Origin of the sequence: Hymenobacter rubidus (assembly GCF_016734815.1) — a bacterium.
In the GTDB taxonomy this organism is placed as follows: Bacteria; Bacteroidota; Bacteroidia; order Cytophagales; family Hymenobacteraceae; genus Hymenobacter; species Hymenobacter rubidus.
The window spans coordinates 1-16398 of the sequence record NZ_JAERQF010000017.1 but is presented as its reverse complement, the minus strand read 5'-3'; the positions used below and the strand labels follow the sequence as shown (position 1 = coordinate 16398).

Sequence of the window (16398 nt, the reverse complement as noted above, 5' to 3'; positions counted from 1 at the left end):
GCGCCGGGGCTATTCGCCGGCAAAAATGTCGGTCCACTCCAAGGCTAGGCCAGGAAGGGTGGCCACTGGAATAGGGCCAGGGGCCGCGTATTCGGCCGCGAGACGATACTGATTTTGGTCGAGCACATAGCAGGCGACGGTTTTCAGGCCCGGAAATACTATCCAGTATTCCAGCACCCCGCTTTCTTCGTAGAGGTCGAACTTGCTGCGGGTGTCGCGGGCCGTATTGCCGGGCGAAAGGATTTCCACAATCCAGTCAGGCGCACCCAGGCAGCCGCGGTCATCGAGCTTAGCCCGGTCGCAAACCACGCAGATGTCGGGCTGCACGACGGTTAAAATCTGCTCATCGCCATTAGCGCCGCTGGTGGTCAGGCGCACGTCGAAGGGGGCGGAGTACACTTGGCAGGGATGACCCTTCAAATAAGTGTGCAAGGAGCTAAAAATATTGCCCGAATATACTTGGTGCATCCGACTGGGACCGGCCACCGGGCGGATAAGCTTGCCCTTAATAAGCTCTACAAACTCCCCGGACCGCCACGTCAGGTAGTCAGCGTACGTGTAAGTTTTGGTAGGGTCGAGCTGCGAAAGGTCCGTGATGAGCATGGCGGGCTAGGTACTAAGTGTCTCTTGCCGTAAAGATAAGGCCCGCTGCTACGGTGGAGAAAGACGGCCATGAGGGCTTCTTACGCAGGTAGCCAAACCAGTGCGGGCACGAAACCACCGCTTGCCCGCGTTACCCGCCAAACCCGACCTTTACCGCATGATTCGTCCCTTACGCCTGTGCTTCCCCCTCGTGGGCCTGCTCGTTGTGGCGCTACTTGGCGGTAGGGGAGAGGCCTGGGCGCAGGCGCGAATGACCAAAGCGGGCGAGGCGCCGCCGCCCAGCACCCGGCGCTGCCGCTGGGTGCGCCTCGCGCCGGGCCGCGATACCACCCGCTTCACGCTGAGCGATACGCTGACCGTGGTGCCCTCTTCGGTGAGGGCCAATGGGCGCGGGCTGGACTACGATGGGCGCACCGACCGGTACCTGTGGGTGCGGCTCGCCCCGCGCGATGCAGCGGGTAAGCCGCTGCCCGATTCGGTGGAAGTGTGCTACCGGGTGCTGCCTTTGCGGCTATCGGCGGCCCGGTTTCGGCGGCCGCGCAGCCTGATGGACAGCGTGGGGTTTCGGCAGCCGCTGTCGCGGTTCGAGGATTTCTCAGTGAAGGAGCAAATTCTCAATACCCCCGGCATCAGCAAAACGGGTAATTTGTCGCGGGGGCTCAGCTTCGGCAACACGCAAAACGTGTTTGTGAACTCGGCCCTGAACCTGCAGCTGGAAGGCCAGCTGGCGGAAAATATTCACCTCACGGCCGCCATTTCGGACCAGAACGTGCCGTTTCAGCCCGAGGGCAACACCCAGCAGCTCCAGCAGTTCGACAAAATTTACATCACCCTTACCAACCCCAACTGGAACCTGACGGCCGGCGACGTGGTGCTGCGCAACAAGCCCGACTACTTCCTGCGCTACTACAAAAACATCCAGGGCGCGGCCGCCGAGGCCAATTTCGGGCCACCCATGGTGGGCCTGGCCGGTACCGGGGCGGCGCAGGGTGTGTCGAATGCGGTGTTTCTGAACGGCATGGCCGGGCAGGTGGTGAATGGTTCGGCGCCGGCCTCGCTGAACCCGCCGGCCGTGAGCCAGCCGCAGCTTACCGACCCCAACCGCCAGGTGCCCGGCGTGGCACCGCCGCTACCGCAGGGCGACCGGGCCGGCGTGACGGGCGCCACCGCCACCGGCGCGGGCGTGCGCAAGGGCGTGGCCTGGCGCTCGTCTACGTCCATTGCGGGCGGGGTAGCCAAGGGCAAGTTTGCCAGCATCACCGTGGCGCCCATCGAAAACGTGCAGGGCCCTTACCGCCTCAGCGGCCCCAACGGCGAGCAGTACATCATAGTGCTGGCCAATTCGGAGAAAGTGTACCTCGATGGCCGCCTGCAAACCAGGGGGTTCGACGCCGACTACACCATCGACTACAACCTGGCCGAAGTCACCTTCACGCCGCGCCACCTCATCACCAGCAATTCGCGGATTAAGATTGATTTCGAGTATTCGGACCTCAACTATTCCCGCTCGCTGGTGACGGCCAGCCATTACCAGCAGGTGGGCCGGCTGAGCGTGCACGGCAACTTCTACCAGGAGGCCGACAACCCCGACAATGCTCCCAACCTCAGCCTCGACAGCACCTTGCGCGTGCGGCTGCGGGAGGCCGGCAACGTGGCCGTGGCCTCGGCGCCCGGCGGCGAGGGACCGGTGAAATACGACCGCCGCGTGGTGCAATACCACCTCGACGCGCAGGTGCCACCGGGAGGCACCCAGCCGGTGCCGGTGTACACCTTCGCAGGGCTCGATTCGGTGCGGGCCACCTACAACGTGCGCTTTACCGACGTGGGCGAGGGCAACGGCGACTATAAGCTGAGCACCAGCTACGTCAGCGCCAACGGGCGGGTGTACGAGTACGTGAACCCTCGGCAGGGCCGCTACCAGCCGGTGCGCCTTATCCCGACGCCGCTGCTGAAGCAGCTGGCCACGGCCGGCGTGAGCTACCAACTGGATAGCAGCACAACGGTGTATGCCGACGTGGCCCGCTCGCGGCTCGACCGCAACCGCTTCTCGCCGGAAAACGACCAGGACGGGGCGCTGCACGTGGGCTACGCCGTGCAAAACCGCCGCCTGCCCACGGCCCTGGCCAACAGCGTGCTGCGCGGCTACCGCCTGCGCTCGACCCTGGATTATGAGTACACCGGCAAGCGCTTTGCGCCGATTGACCGCTACCGCGACATCGAGTTTGACCGCAACTGGAGCAACGTGAGCACCACCCAGACGCTGGGTACCACGCCCGTAGCCCGTGAGGACAACATCCTTAACTTCAGCGTGGGGGCGACGCGTGATGCCAATAACAACGTCAACTACCGCCTGAGCCGGCGCTACCGGCCGGGCGAGGTGAATGGCTTGCAGCACTGGCTGGACGCGGCTCAGAAAGTAGGCAACCTGGAACTGCGCGGCTCGCTCTTTTTGCTGAATTCGGATGCCGGGCGCTTCCACTCCGACTGGGCGCGGGGCGAGGCCACGGGCCGCTTTGTGGGCGGCCGCATTGTGCCGGGCTATGCTTACCGGTTTGATAAAAACCGGGTTAGCTCGACCACGACCGATACCGTTCGCTCGGCTAATTACTTTGATGAGCACGACGTGTTTATCCAGAGCCGCGACTCGGCCCGCACCCAGTACCGCCTCGACTACACCTACCGCCGCGACCAAACCCCCAACGCCGAGCAGAATGCGTTGCAGCCGCGCGGCGTGGCCCAAACCTGGCAGGGCACGCTGGCCTCTCGCCTGGGCAAAACCCAGGATGTGCGCCTGCTGGCCACCTACCGCGACCTGGATTCGTTGGGCCGCGCCCGCAACCGCACGGTGCTGGGCCAGGTGTTTTACAACGCCAGCCTGCTCCAAAACCAGATTCGCTCCGAACTGAACTACAGCGTGGCCACCGGCCGCGAGCTGAAGCGCGACTACTCCTTTCTGGCGGTGCCCGCCGGCCAGGGTACGCACTACTGGCGCGACACCAACGGCAACACCCTGCAGGAAAAAGACGAGTTTTTTGAGGCGCAGACGCCGGATGCGCAGTACCGCACCTTCATCAAAGTGTACCTGCCCACGGCCGACTACATCACTGCCTTTACCAACCGCCTCAGCTACCGCCTCACCACGGCGGCCCCGCGCGGCTGGCGCGAGGCCGGCGGGCTGCGGGCGGCATTGGCGCATTTTGCCACGCTCACCAGCATCACCGTCGACCGCCGCACCACCAATACGGCGCTGCTTTCGCGCCTGAGTCCTTTCAGCTTTGATAAGGAGGACGAACAGCTGCTGGCGTTCAACCAGCTGTTTCGCAACACGCTCTACTTCAACCGGTCCAATCCCATTTTTGGGGGCGAGCTCACGGTGCAGCAAACCCAGCAGAAAACCCTGCTGGCCCAGGGCTTCGATGTGCGCAACCTGAGCACCCAGAGCCTGCTGCTGCGCCGCACGTTGGCCACCTCGTTCACGGGCCGGCTGACGACGGCCCGCGACATTCGCGAATCGACCAGCACCTACCTGCCCACCCGCAACTACCGCCTGCTGATTTACAACGTGCAGCCCGAAGTCAGCTACCAGCCCACGCCCAGCCTGCGCCTCACCGGCACCTACCAGCGCACCCACAAGCAGAATACCCTCGACATTGCCAACGCAGAACTGCACCCCGGCATCTTCGACGACCTGGGCCTCGAAACCCGCCTCAGCCAGGTGAGCAAGCGCACCGTGACGGCCGCCACGCACTACACCCGCGTGCAGTTCGACGCCGACCCCACCCAGCTCAACTCCGTGGTAGCCATCGAAATCCTGAACGCCCTGCGCCCCGGCAGCAACTTCACTTGGAACCTGAACGTGGAGCAGCGCCTCAGCAACGGCCTCAACATCACGCTGGCCTACGACGGCCGCAAGGCCAGCGGCCTCAATACCGTGCACACCGGCCGCATGCAGGTGGCGGTATTGTTTTGAGGAGATTGTGCCCAGTAGCAAAATTGACCGTCATGCAGAGCGCAGCGAAGCATCTCGCGTGGGGTAGTAATCAAAATGATTGAACGATTGGATTAGTAGCAGCACGCGAGATGCTTCGTTGCGCTCTGCATGACGGTCAGCTTCGTTCCTCATCTGTAGACTTAACATTGAACCCTCACCAGCGGCGCACGGCTACTTTCGCCGCCCGCGCCGCCAGCCCGGCCGTGAGCTCGCGCTGCTTGAAGCACAGCGGCAGCGCGGCTCCCGAGCGGAAAGCCTGTACCGTGATTTCGGCGCAGGCGCGGGCGTCGCTCAGGGCGTCGTGGTGGTTGAGGGGAATGTTGAAATAGGCCGCTACGTGGTCGAGTTTGTGGCGCTCCAGGTGCGGCCAGCACACCTTGGCCAGCTTGACGGAGCACAGGGCGTGAAAGGCCGGAATCGGGAGGCTAAAATCGCGGCAGGTGTACTCAAGCACGCTCACGTCGAACGCTGAATTGTGGGCCACCACGGGCTGGCGGTGCAGGTAGGGCAGCAGCACAGGCCATACGTCGGCCAGCGTAGGAGCATCGTACAAGTCCGCTTCGGCAATGCCGTGAACCTGCTGATTGCGCCAATCTACGCGCAGCTCGCGGGGCCGCAGCAGAGTCTGGAATTCTTCGACAATCTGGCCGTTGTGCACCCGCACCACGCCGATGGCGCAGGCGCTGTCGCGGCGCTCGTTGGCGGTTTCGAAGTCAATGGCCGTGAACGTAAGATTGGCCAGCGACTGGGTAATTTCTGCTTGCATAATAGGCAAGATAAGGTCGCAGCGCTTAATAATTAAGAGAGAAATAATTGAGACAAGCCGTCAAAACGTCATGCTGAGCGCAGTCGAAGCATCTCGCGTGTATTAGTAATTCAATCGATTGGGTCACTATTGCACGCGAGATGCTTCGACTGCGCTCAGCATGACGTTCCTTTTGCTCATTGCTCATTGCTCATTGCTCTTTAAGCTCAACGCCCTTATCGCAGCACACATCGGGCACCTCGAAGTATCGCTCCATCACGCCGTTGATGTTGCCCTCGCAGCCGGGCGTGAGGTCGATATCGAATTCAATATCGGTGCTGAATTGGCGCAGGGGAATGAGCACCCGGCCATAGGGCAGGCGCAAGGGCGGCAGGGTGATGCGCGGCCGCTTTTCCTGGTGCGCCGCCCGCAACGCCGCAAAGCGGGCCTGCATTTGCGCGTTGAATGGGGCGGCGCTGGTTAGCAACTCCCGCCAGGCTTCCGGCGCGTGCCCGGCACCCAGCAAGCCCGCCAACCACAGCAAAGCCAGAAACGAAAGCTTCGGCGGGGGCGAAAAAAGCATCGTGCGTCGTGGCCGCTGCCGGCCCAGCAGCCACCCCAGCACCGCCGTGGATAGCAGCAGCACGAGCAGCATTTCGTTCTGGGCGCGCAACAGGGGCGGCCCCACCACCAAGTAGCGAAATAACAGGAAGCCAGCAAAATTCAGGGCGCCAAAGCCCAGCAGCACCGCCCACCACTGGCGGCGTGTGAGGGGTTTCACGTCGAATTCGGCACCTGCTGGCTGGCGGCCTGCCCACAGCCCACTGGCTGCGGCCGCCAGCACGCTCACGCCAATGAGCGGCTTCAGCAGAAAAAGAGCCATTGAATACAGCGCCCTCGGAACCAGCACCAGCCAGCGGTAGGCATGGAGCGGGTCGGCGGGTGGGGCCATGGCGGCGGCGCGGGCCCAGTTTCCGGGAGCAGCGGCCGCGATGGCCACGGCTACTGCCCCCATGGCTAACCACAGCGCCCATTTGGGGCGGCCCGCCGGGGGCAGCGCAATGCCTAGTAGCGCCAACACGGGCGCAGTTTGCACCAGGGTAAGCTCGTTGCCGGTCAGGGCAAACAGCAGCGGGAAGCAGGCAAGCGCTGCATTGCGCCACCTCGCCGGCTCCGGACCCCAGCCTGCCCGCAGAGCCAGGGCGGTAAAATTCAGCAGTCCAATCAGGGGAATCTGGTAGGCTACGGCTCCGCAAAACCAGTACAGAAAGGAAAATGGGGCAGGTGCGGCGTTGCAAAACAGGCCCAGCAGCAGCGCGGCCAGCCACCCGGCCCGGCTCCAGGAGCAGCTCCCGCGCAAGGCCGTGTGCAGCAGCGCCCGCAGCAAATGCGCCAAGCTCGCCCATTGTGCTACAAACAGCGCCGCTGCCACTGCTTTCACCCCCGCTAGCCAGCCGTAGGCCACGGGGTTCAGCGCGGTCATGATAAACGTGGTGGTGAAGCGCCCGGTCCAGGTTTGGAACAGCCAGAGCTGCGTGCCCCAGGTGCCGTGTTCCCGCATCCAGTAGGCGTTGCGAAAGTCGTCGAAAAACGGCTGATTGAACGCGGTGAGCAGCAGAAACGGTGCCAGTACCAGCACTAGCGTCAGGCGGAGAAGTGAAAGTAATGCGGATTGGCTGGGCAAAATGGATGAAATTGGAAGTCTGTTAGCCCGTCATAAGGAGGCGCAGGTAACGTCATGCAGAGCGGAGCGAAGCATCTCGCCTGTGGTAGCGGCCCATTTGATTGGATTACTTACTGCACGCGAGATGCTTCGCTGCGCTCTGCATGACGTTCCATTAGTTGCAAATCTCTCACAATCCCGCCAGCTTGCGGGCAGCCTTCACCACGGCCAGTTCGGCCTGCCCGGCGGGGGCCTGCGCAGCATCCAGGGCGGTGCGGGCCGCTGCCAGCCAGGCAGGCGTGGGAGCCTGGCCGGTTTGTAATTGAGTGAGGCGCTCCAGTACCATCGTTGCGACGGCGGCCAGTTTCGTGGAAAGCGGCGCGTATTCGGTCAGGCTGGGGTTGCTGGTGAGCATCGGTTGCAGCACTACGTCGTTGGCCTGCCAGCGCAGCGCCTGGGCACGCAAGGCCGCCAACTGGCGCGCCGAGGCTGGCAGCCAGTTAGGCGAAGTGGGTTTGAACGCTACTACGCTGTCCACCAGCGTACCAAAGCGGCGGGCCACTTCCGATTCGGCCGGCGCGGCGTCGACCAGTCGGTTGTAGCGGGTTTCGGTGGTGTAGGTATAGCCTTGGAAATGACGCTTGTACTCCTTCACAGGTTCCAACACTTCGGCCAGCGTGCGCAGCGGAGCTATATTAGATGAGCCGGCCAATTGCTTGAGCAGCAACTCCGGTGCCCGGCGATGGCGCAGGCCCAGTGTTTCCAGCTCCGCCGAAACCAGGGTGAGGCGGCGGTACATGTCGGGCACGTCCTGAGTAGCGGCCTGGGGCGACCACAACCGCTCGGCCACCGCAGCAGCGCGGGGCCAGATGCGCGACTCCAGGATGGTAGAATCAGCAAATTCAGCCCACATGGCCGCCTCACCGCCCAGCACCAGCCGCTGCTCGGCGGTGGTCAGGGGCGTGTCGGGCGGCAAAGGGTCGGCGGCGTAGGAACTGGCGGCGGAGTAGTTCAAATCCAGGTAATAGCCGCTGGAAAGGAGCACCGGATGGCCCAGCTTAGCCGCGTCGTTCAGCGTTTTCTTGCCGCGCCAGCTTTGGATAACGGTTTCCCTGGGCAAATCCGGCCCCAAAATCTCGTCCCAGCCAATCATAATTTTGCCACGCTTTTGCAGCATGGCCAGCACCCGCCGGTTAAAGTAGGTGTGCAGCTGGTGCTTGTCCACGGTTTTGCCATCGGCTTTCACCATGCCCTGGGCCCGCATGTAGGCCACGATGCGGGGCGTGCGCCGCCAGTTGCGCCCGTCGTTCTCATCGCCCCCAACGTGAAAGTACGGGTCGGGAAACAGCGCCGTCATCTCCGTAAACAGCGAATCCAGAAAGGTATAAGTGGTTTCACGCGTGGGGTCGATGGCCACGTTGGTGGTGCGCCACAGCTTGTAGGGCGCGTAAGTGGAGTCGGCGGATTTGAGGCGCGGATAGGCCACAATCCAGCTGGTGCTGTGGCTGGGGATGTCGAACTCGGGCACCACCCGAATGCCGCGCGCCGCTGCGTAGGCCAGCACCTCGCGCACCTCGGCCTGGGTGTAGTAGAGGCCATCGGTGCTGCCAGCGGTTTGCAGGCGCGGAAACACCTTGCTTTCAATGCGAAAGCCCTGGTCGTCGGTCAGGTGCCAGTGCAGCACGTTCAGCTTCACGGCCGCCATGCCATCAAGGTTGCGCTTGATAACGGCCACGGGCATAAAGTGCCGCGCCGCATCGAGCAGCAAGCCCCGCCAGGCAAAGCGCGGCTGGTCCCGGATATCGACTTCGGGGAGGTAGCGCTGCTTTTTTTCGGTGCGCGGCAGCTGCTCCAGCGTAGCCAGGGCCCGCAGCACCCCCAAGCTGGTAGGAGCGTCGATGCTCACGCCCATTGGCGTCACGCGCAGGCTATACCGCTCTTCGTCAAACTTCTCCGGCAGGCTCACGCGACCGTAGCGGATTTGCAGCACCGGGCCAGCAGTGGGCTCCGCCGGCCCTTGCAGGCGCGTGAGCAGGCGTTGGGCCGCCGCACGCACGGCCGGGTCAGCAACGGCATCGAGCTGCAATTTCAGCGGCTTGTTGAGCGGCAGGCGGCCCTGGCCCCAGTGCATTTCGGCGGGTAGAGGTAGCAGGCTGGGCTGAGCCACGGAAATCGTGCTTAGCAGCATCCAGAGGCAACCTACAAGGAATCGGAATCGCATCATCGGGCCAAAGTACGCAAGCGCCCAAGGTCGATGCCGGTTTTTTGCCGAATTTGCGGGGATTTAGGTTCAGAACTCTCCCTATGAAATCTCCTTCCTGGCTGGCTTGGCTGTTCAGCAGCTTGTTTGTCATTTCGGTAGCACTGGTTGGGCATGGACTGTGGCCTGGGGCGAAAAATCAAAATGCGACCCGCGTCATTGTCTGGGATGTGTCGGGCTATTACCTCTACCTGCCGGCTATTTTTATTCACCATGACCTGAAAGAATTGCGTTTTCATGACCAGCTGCTGCACGATTACGGCCCCACGCCCGACTTCCAGCAAGCCTTCCGGCACCCTGCCAGCGGGCACTACGTCATGAAGTATTCGGCGGGTATGGCGGTGCAGTATTTGCCTTTCTTCCTGGTGGCACACGTCCTGGCGGGCAGGCTAGGGTATCCGGCCGACGGTTTTTCGCCACCCTACCAGCTGGCGCTTCTGCTGGCTAGCCTGCTGGTGGCTTGCCTGGGGCTGGCCTTGGTGCGTCGGGCCTTGCTGCCCCGCTTCGGGGAGTGGCCCACCGCTCTGACGCTACTTGCTGTTGTGCTGGCTACCAATTATCTTGATTATGGCGCCCTTGCGGGGGCCATGACGCACAACTGGTTATTCACCTGGTACGCTGGGCTGCTGTTGCTGACGCCCGCGTTCTACCGCCGGCCCACAGCTGGGCGCGCATTGGCCATTGGAGCCGTACTGGGTATCATGGCTTTGACGCGGCCCTCCGAAATCCTGGCCGGCCTGATTCCGCTGCTGTGGGGGCTGCAACCAGCAGGAGCCGCCGTGCGCGAACGGCTGGCATTCTGGCAACAGCGGGTGGGCCTGTTGCTGGCCGCGCTGCTGGCGGGCGGCCTGATTGTCAGCATCCAGCCGCTGTACTGGCATTACGTGAGCGGTGATTGGGTGGTGTACAGCTATCAGGACCAAGGTTTTAGCTGGTTGCGTCCGCATTTGTGGGAAGGCGTTTTCAGTTTTCAGAGCGGCTGGCTGCTGTATTCACCCCTGCTGCTAGTGGCGCTGTTGGGGTTTGGGACGCTGCGCCGGCAGCAACCGACGGCTTTCTGGCCAATCTTGGTGTTCATGGTGCTGTTTACCTACGTCACCTTTGCCTGGGACGCGTGGCTCTATGGTGGCTCGCTGGGCCAGCGGGCGATGGTGCAGAGCTACGCAGTGCTCGCCTGGCCCTGGGCGGCAGCTTACCGGTGGCTGCTGGCGCGGCGGCCGTGGCTGTGGGCCTACGCCGGGTTTGCCGTACTCGGCAGTTATTACAACCTGTGGCTGACCTACCAGGCCCACTTTGGCGGGCTGCTCGTAGCTGGCCAAATGACCAGGGCCTATTGGTGGCGGATACTGGGGCGCTACGAGGTGCACACCGAAGACAGGCTGCTGCTCGATACCAACTACGACTTCACCGGTACCCCGCATAACGAGCGGGTGCTCTGGCAGGAAGACTTTGAGAAAGCGCGCAACGGCCAGCCCTGCGGCCAGCCGGCCCTGCAAGGACACTGCTCATTGCTCCTGGACAAGGCTCATCCCAGCAGTCCCGAATACCGCATTCCGGCGCAGCGGGGCCAGTTTCAATGGGTGCGGGGCCGTGCCCTGGCCAGTAGCACGCTGGGCGAGCAGGTAGAAGGCAAAATGACGCAATTTGTGGTGCGGTTTTGCCAGGGCTCGCAGGTGGTGCGGGAGCGTACCGTACAGTTTCAACGCGCCTTGCAGCCCGACTGGCCGCGGGAGTTGACGTTTTATGTGAAAGCGCCGCACCAGGATTTTGACCATGTAGTTGTGGTATTCCTGCATCACGGTCCCGCCACGGTTCGGTTCGACAACGCGCAGCTTGTTGCTTTCGACGATTAAGGCCTGAATTATATCAGCCCTCGGGCCTTGAATTCCAGGTACTTATTAATGGTGTTTACGGTCAAATCCTTCGGCGCGGTCAGCAGCGAGTAGATGCCGTAGCGCTGCAACTCAAGCACAATCTGGCGCTTTTCCTGGGCGAATTTCTCGGCGATGGTCTGGTTGTAAACGTCTTCCGTGGTGGCGGCCGGCGCATCCAGAAACGCCCGCAGCTCGGTGTTTTCGAAGAATACCACCAGCAGCAAATGGTCCTTCGCCAGCCGGCGCAGGTAGGGCAGCTGGCGCTGCATGCCGTGCAGGGTTTCAAAGTTGGTGAAGAGCATGAGCAGGCTGCGCTGCTTGATTTTGGCCCGCACGGTGGCGTACAGCAGCTCGAAATCGGTTTCGAGGTACCTGGTTTTCTGGCGGTAGAGGATTTCGAGCAGCTTGAGCAGATGGCCCGGTCGGCGGTCGGCGGCCAGCATGGTACCGGGCTGGTTCGAAAACGTGAGCAGGCCGGCTTTGTCGTGCTTGAGCAGGGCAATGTTGCTGACTACCAGCGTGGCATTGATGGCGTAATCGAGCAGGCTGAGGCCATCGAACGGCATGCGCATCACCCGGCCTTTGTCGATGAGGCAATAGACCTGTTGCGCCCGCTCGTCCTGAAAGTGGTTGATGACCAGCGCATCATCGGCCCCGGTGCCGGCGCGGCGGGCCGTGGCCTTCCAGTTGATGCTGCGCGGGTCGTCGCCGGCCACGTAGGGCCGGATTTGCTCGAACTCCAGGCTGTGGCCCACCCGGCGGATGCGCTTCACGCCCACTTCCGTCAGGCGGTTGTGGATGGCCAGCAGCTCGTATTGCCGCATTTGGAGGAAGGAAGGGTACACCGGCACCACCTTGCCCTGCTCGTAGCGGAAGCGCCGCCGCACCAGCCCCAGGGGCGAGGCCGCGTAGATGTTCAGCGCCCCAAACTCGTACTCGCCGCGCTTCACCGGCCGCAGCTGGTAGTAAATCACCTGCGTTTCGCCGGGCTTGATGTCCGTTTCAAACAGCACATCGCGCCGCTGAAACTGGTGCGGAATCTCGTCAATCGTCTCGGTGTGAATGGGGAAGCGGTAGCGGTTTTCGAGGTAAATCCGCACGTCATTGTCCGAGCCGTTGGCCAGCTTCTCGCCCAGCACGCGGCGGCCAAATACGGGCACCTGCTGGCCTTTGGCCGGAGCGTAGAGCATCAGCGCATCGAGGAGGACCAGGGCCACGAACAGGCCTAGTACGATTTTCAGCGGGCTCAGCAGCCAGGGCAGAAAAAAGGCCACGACGAAGCCGGCAGCCAAAGCAGCCAGCGCCTGGAAGAAGCGAGAGGTGAGGAAAAGAGGCATATTCGATAAATTTCAGCGCGCAGGGTTTCGCAAAGAGAGCAGAGGTCCGCAAAGGCTAAAGTCCTCCTTGCATTGCCTCCGCGGGCCTCTGCTCCCTCCGCGAAACCCTGCGCTACCGTGGTACTTCCACGCTCTGGATAATCTGCTTCACCACCTCGTCTGGGGTGCCGCCTTCCATTTCGCGCTCGGGGGTGAGCATGATGCGGTGGCGCAACACGCTGGGCGCCAGAAACTGCACGTCTTCGGGCGTCACGAAGTCGCGGCCGCGCAGGGCGGCCAAGGCTTTGGCGCCGTTGAGCAGGGCCAGCGAGGCGCGGGGCGAAGCGCCCAGGTACAACGACTTGTGCGTGCGGGTCTGACCCACTAGCTTGGCGATGTATTCCAGAATATTGGCCTCCACGCGCTGCTGGCGCACTTGCTGGCGCAGGTCGGCCAGGTCGGTAGCGCTTAGGATGGGCTGCACGGCCTCCAGGTTGGTGCCGCCGAAGCCGCTGTGGTGGCCGCTCAGAATCTGCACTTCCTCGGCCAGCGTGGGGTAGCCCACGTGCAGCTTGAAGAGGAAACGGTCGAGCTGGGCTTCGGGCAGGCGGTAGGTGCCTTCCTGCTCCACGGGGTTTTGGGTGGCCAGCACCAGAAAGGGCTCCTGCATGGCGTAGGTGGTGCCGTCCTGCGTCACGGTGCGCTCCTCCATCACCTCAAACAGGGCCGATTGGGTTTTGGCCGGCGCGCGGTTGATTTCGTCAATCAGCACCACGCTGGCGAAAATGGGGCCGGGCCGAAACTCAAAATCCGCCTTGTTCTGCCGGAAAACGGAGGTGCCCAGCACGTCGCTCGGCATCAGGTCGGGCGTGAACTGGATGCGGCTAAACGGCACGGCCAGCGTGCGGGCCAGTAGCTTGGCCATGAGGGTTTTGGCCACGCCCGGCACGCCTTCGAGAAGTACATGGCCATCGGCCAGCACGGCCGTGAGCAGCAGCTCCAGCAAATCGGTCTGGCCGACAATGATTTTACCGATTTCCTGCCGGATGGCTTCGGCCTGCGCCGTGAGGCGGGCAAAGTCGGTGCGCGGAGCGAAGGCAGTTTCAGGCGTAGCCGGCGCTTCCGGGGCGGCGGCAGGGGTAGCCGTGTCGTCGGGGGTCGGGGCTTGCGGAGAGGTCAGGTCGAGGTTTTCGGGTTCCATTTAGAGCGTGCTGGCGTAGCCAAGTAAGGTTTGTGCAGTTGCTTCGTCGGCGCAGGCGGCGAGCAGGATGGCGTGAATTTTCGCGGCGTATTCTTTCGAAACAAGGTGGTGATGGTAGCGGCGCAGGTCCTGGAGCAACTCGCCCGCCTCATCCCAGTCAACGTCCATGAGGGCTTTCTCCGACGCGGCGGCCTCCTCAATGAAGCGCTGAAAATTCCATTGGTACTTGATAAGAATGGCGAGTTTGGCAACCGTTAGCATGTCAATCAGGAGATTAGCGGCGGGCTTCGCGCTTGAAATCACTCAGCGCCCTGCTCAGCTGCAACAGCTGCTGGTCGTTCATTTGGGGCGCGGTGCGGGCGAAGTTTACCAAACGTAGCAGCTCATCGACGCGGGGCCGGGCCACGCCCGCCTTCTGACTGAGCCGTTCCCGAAAGTCCTCGTCGCCAAAATCGGGGCTGGTTTCCTGGAAGCGGGTGCGCAGGTAATCCAGAAACAGCCCGACTTTTTTCTCCGCAATCAGCGCGTGGCTGCTGCCCTGGCGGTAGAGGCTGGCCACGGTGCGCGTAAACAGCAGCGTGGTGTTGGGCAGTGGCTTGAGCGTGGGAATAATGCGCTGCCGGCGGCGGGCTTCCACAAACACAAACAGCAGCCCGCCCACTACCAGCAGGTACCAGGCCGTGTTCAGGGCCTCGTGCCCGCTCACAAGGCGCAGCAGCGACTGGTTGCCCACGCGGCCTTGTTTCTGGTATTCGTCCCACCAGGTGGGGCGGGCGGGCAGGTAGGAGAGGGCCGTGGCGGCAAACTGGCTGGTGGCCGGCCGCAACAGGTAATAGTTGCTGAAAGCCAGAGGTGCAGTACAGAAATAGAAGTGGCCGCGGCCGTAATCGAAGCGAATAAATACCGCTTTGCCTTGAGCATCGACTGCGAGCGTGCGGCCGATACGTCCGGAGTCAACAGCCAGTCGTTGTTCAACCCCATTGCCCGGTAGACGAAGGCGAACTGCCAGTGCCGGGTTAGTGAAATGAATATCAACTGAATCAAGCGTAGGAAGTCCGTTTGCCCCTGTGTGGGTAGATAATTTCGGATAGATAACGTGAAATCCTAAGCTGTCGAATAGCAAGCTGCGGCCGTTGGTGAAACTTTGGGTGGCTACAAATACATCGTTGCCGTGGCCTACAAACTTGAATAATGATTGCGCATCAAGCTTGCTCAATTCAAAATTTTGAGTAATAAATAGATAGTTAGCGCGGGCCGCCAGCAAGTTGCGTTCGGTCCAGGGCGTTTCGTCGTCCTCTTCGTCGTCTTCCTCGTCCTGGGCGCTTGCCGTAGCGCCAGCCGCTCTCGAATCTGCTGTATCAACTACAGCGGTGTTAGCGTCGTCATCCTGGTCGGCTGCGCTTTCTAATTTGCGCTGCATTGAATCCACTTCCGATTTTCGGACGCCGTTTGCAGCTAGCAGGCTGTCGCGCTGCTGGCTGCCGCGGGCATTTTGCGCCGTCGCGGTGCTGTCGGTTCGGGTCGTGTCGGGCTCGCCAATTTCGGTGCGGGTTTCGGCCTCGCTCATAGCGTCGCTCATTTCCAGCGACATGCCAGTGAGCTGGTTGTAGATAGGCAGGCGCGTGGTGCTGATGGAATCGGTGCCGAGCAGGCGCGGGAGCTGGTCATACAGCACGTAGGTGCCGTATGGAATCTTGTCCTTATTGATGAGCGTGGGCGTCCAGTCCACCGGTTTGGGGCGGTAGTATTCCAGCGCCACGTAGGCCCCAAACAAGGCCAGCAGCCCCAGCAGATACCAACGAAATGTCCTTGTCATGGCAGCAGCAAGTTAACTCAGGCCACGCGGCGAACTGCGCCGCCCACCTGGCTTAGAAAAGCGCGGTGCCCCTCGCGCACCCGCGCATACAGCGGCCCCGACAGCGCCAATTCGCCGTACCACACAAACTCAAACTGCCGGGTGATTTCGCGGAAGCCGGCCCGCAACGGCCCGGCCGCCGGCAGCTCGGCCAGGTAGGCGTGGTTGGTTTTGTCGGGCTGCCACTGAATGAGGCCGCGGTCCGAAAGCGCTTTGAGCAGCTCCAGATACCCCAGCCGGACGGCCAGGCGCCAGTTGCCGGCCGCTTCGGCTTCGGCCAGCCGGCTGGCAAAGTCTACTTCGTGGATGTTTTCGGCGGCTGTATCGTAGGCCAGTGCCACGCGCCGGGGCGTGCGGCTCAGCAGGGCCGTAAAATCAATTTGCAGCAGCTTGAGAACCACGAAAACGCCCGCCACCAGGAACAGCGCATAAAACACCCAGCGCCAAAAATGGCTGTAGCTGCGGCTGGTCAGCCATTCGGCAATGGCCTGCCGCACCCGCGCCCAAAAGGCCTGCCAGGCACTTTCCTCGGGGCGCGATGTGGGCTCCACGTATTGAAAATCGCGCTGGCCGCGTAGCTCCTGCAGGCGCGCCTCATCGGGCCGGCGCAGGCGCGGGGCCGGGCCCGTATCGGGCGGCAGCGGGCGGGTGGCGGGCGGCCGTTGGGGGCCAGGAGCGGCCCCATGGGCTGGCGCTGCCCCAAGGGCCACCAGCAACAGCAGCCGAAACCAAAAGCAGAGAGCAGGCACGAGCGGGAAAGCGGGTAAGGAAATTAGCGGTTGAGGAGTTTTTTGACCGTCATGCAGCGCGCAGCGCAGCATCACGCAGGCCGATGCGGAGCTAGCAGCTGACTCTCTAACGCACCTGGGAGGCCACGGGGCCCGCCGGGG

The 16398-nt window shown here is 62.6% G+C and carries 11 protein-coding genes; 2 read left to right on the top strand and 9 right to left on the bottom strand.

Features of this window, described 5'->3' with window-relative positions:
- Window positions 1–9 precede the first annotated feature (9 nt).
- On the bottom strand, window positions 10–603 hold the full coding sequence (locus JKL48_RS12840; protein ID WP_201983033.1) for a Uma2 family endonuclease: 594 nt from the start codon (window positions 601–603) through the stop codon (window positions 10–12).
- Window positions 604–760: 157 nt separating this feature from the next.
- Between JKL48_RS12840 and JKL48_RS12835 the strand changes: the two genes are divergently transcribed.
- A complete protein-coding gene (locus JKL48_RS12835; RefSeq protein ID WP_201983030.1) occupies window positions 761–4573 on the top strand; it encodes a hypothetical protein in 3813 nt (1270 codons plus the stop codon).
- Between the two features lie 175 nt (window positions 4574–4748).
- Here JKL48_RS12835 and JKL48_RS12830 read toward each other — a convergent pair whose 3' ends face one another.
- The 3 genes from JKL48_RS12830 to JKL48_RS12820 form a co-directional block, all read right to left on the bottom strand.
- The gene (locus JKL48_RS12830; RefSeq protein WP_201983028.1) at window positions 4749–5360 is read right to left on the bottom strand and encodes a 3'-5' exonuclease; all 612 of its coding nucleotides are present in this window, start codon (window positions 5358–5360) and stop codon (window positions 4749–4751) included.
- Between the two features lie 190 nt (window positions 5361–5550).
- On the bottom strand, window positions 5551–7023 hold the full coding sequence (locus JKL48_RS12825) for a DUF6056 family protein (RefSeq protein ID WP_201983025.1): 1473 nt from the start codon (window positions 7021–7023) through the stop codon (window positions 5551–5553).
- A gap of 169 nt (window positions 7024–7192) precedes the next feature.
- Window positions 7193–9169, bottom strand: a complete 1977-nt coding sequence (locus JKL48_RS12820; RefSeq protein ID WP_201983023.1) for a beta-N-acetylhexosaminidase — start codon at window positions 9167–9169, stop codon at window positions 7193–7195.
- Window positions 9170–9306: 137 nt separating this feature from the next.
- On the opposite strand from JKL48_RS12820, the gene JKL48_RS12815 reads away from it, so the two are divergent.
- A complete protein-coding gene (locus tag JKL48_RS12815) occupies window positions 9307–11115 on the top strand; it encodes a hypothetical protein (protein WP_201983021.1) in 1809 nt (602 codons plus the stop codon).
- 8 nt (window positions 11116–11123) lie between these two features.
- On the opposite strand, the gene JKL48_RS12810 is transcribed toward JKL48_RS12815, so the two are convergent.
- From JKL48_RS12810 to JKL48_RS12790, 5 genes are all read right to left on the bottom strand, one after another.
- On the bottom strand, window positions 11124–12473 hold the full coding sequence (locus JKL48_RS12810; protein WP_201983019.1) for a DUF58 domain-containing protein: 1350 nt from the start codon (window positions 12471–12473) through the stop codon (window positions 11124–11126).
- A gap of 112 nt (window positions 12474–12585) precedes the next feature.
- A complete protein-coding gene (locus tag JKL48_RS12805; RefSeq protein ID WP_201983017.1) occupies window positions 12586–13653 on the bottom strand; it encodes an AAA family ATPase in 1068 nt (355 codons plus the stop codon).
- Complete coding sequence (locus JKL48_RS12800) at window positions 13654–13914, bottom strand: hypothetical protein (protein WP_201983015.1); 261 nt, start codon at window positions 13912–13914, stop codon at window positions 13654–13656. It lies immediately after the preceding gene.
- Window positions 13915–13927: 13 nt separating this feature from the next.
- The gene (locus JKL48_RS12795) at window positions 13928–15469 is read right to left on the bottom strand and encodes a DUF4350 domain-containing protein (protein ID WP_201983013.1); all 1542 of its coding nucleotides are present in this window, start codon (window positions 15467–15469) and stop codon (window positions 13928–13930) included.
- Window positions 15470–15486: 17 nt separating this feature from the next.
- A complete protein-coding gene (locus tag JKL48_RS12790; RefSeq protein WP_201983010.1) occupies window positions 15487–16257 on the bottom strand; it encodes a DUF4129 domain-containing protein in 771 nt (256 codons plus the stop codon).
- Between the last annotated feature and the right edge of the window lie 141 nt (window positions 16258–16398).

Bases quoted from the DNA above. Each gene is read 5' to 3' on its own strand.
- JKL48_RS12840 (WP_201983033.1), bottom strand. From the start codon at position 603: ATGCTCATCACGGACCTTTCGCAGCTCGACCCTACCAAAACTTACACG.
- JKL48_RS12835 (WP_201983030.1), top strand. From the start codon at position 761: ATGATTCGTCCCTTACGCCTGTGCTTCCCCCTCGTGGGCCTGCTCGTT.
- JKL48_RS12830 (WP_201983028.1), bottom strand. From the start codon at position 5,360: ATGCAAGCAGAAATTACCCAGTCGCTGGCCAATCTTACGTTCACGGCC.
- JKL48_RS12815 (WP_201983021.1), top strand. From the start codon at position 9,307: ATGAAATCTCCTTCCTGGCTGGCTTGGCTGTTCAGCAGCTTGTTTGTC.
- JKL48_RS12810 (WP_201983019.1), bottom strand. From the start codon at position 12,473: ATGCCTCTTTTCCTCACCTCTCGCTTCTTCCAGGCGCTGGCTGCTTTG.
- JKL48_RS12805 (WP_201983017.1), bottom strand. From the start codon at position 13,653: ATGGAACCCGAAAACCTCGACCTGACCTCTCCGCAAGCCCCGACCCCC.
- JKL48_RS12800 (WP_201983015.1), bottom strand. From the start codon at position 13,914: ATGCTAACGGTTGCCAAACTCGCCATTCTTATCAAGTACCAATGGAAT.
- JKL48_RS12795 (WP_201983013.1), bottom strand. From the start codon at position 15,469: ATGACAAGGACATTTCGTTGGTATCTGCTGGGGCTGCTGGCCTTGTTT.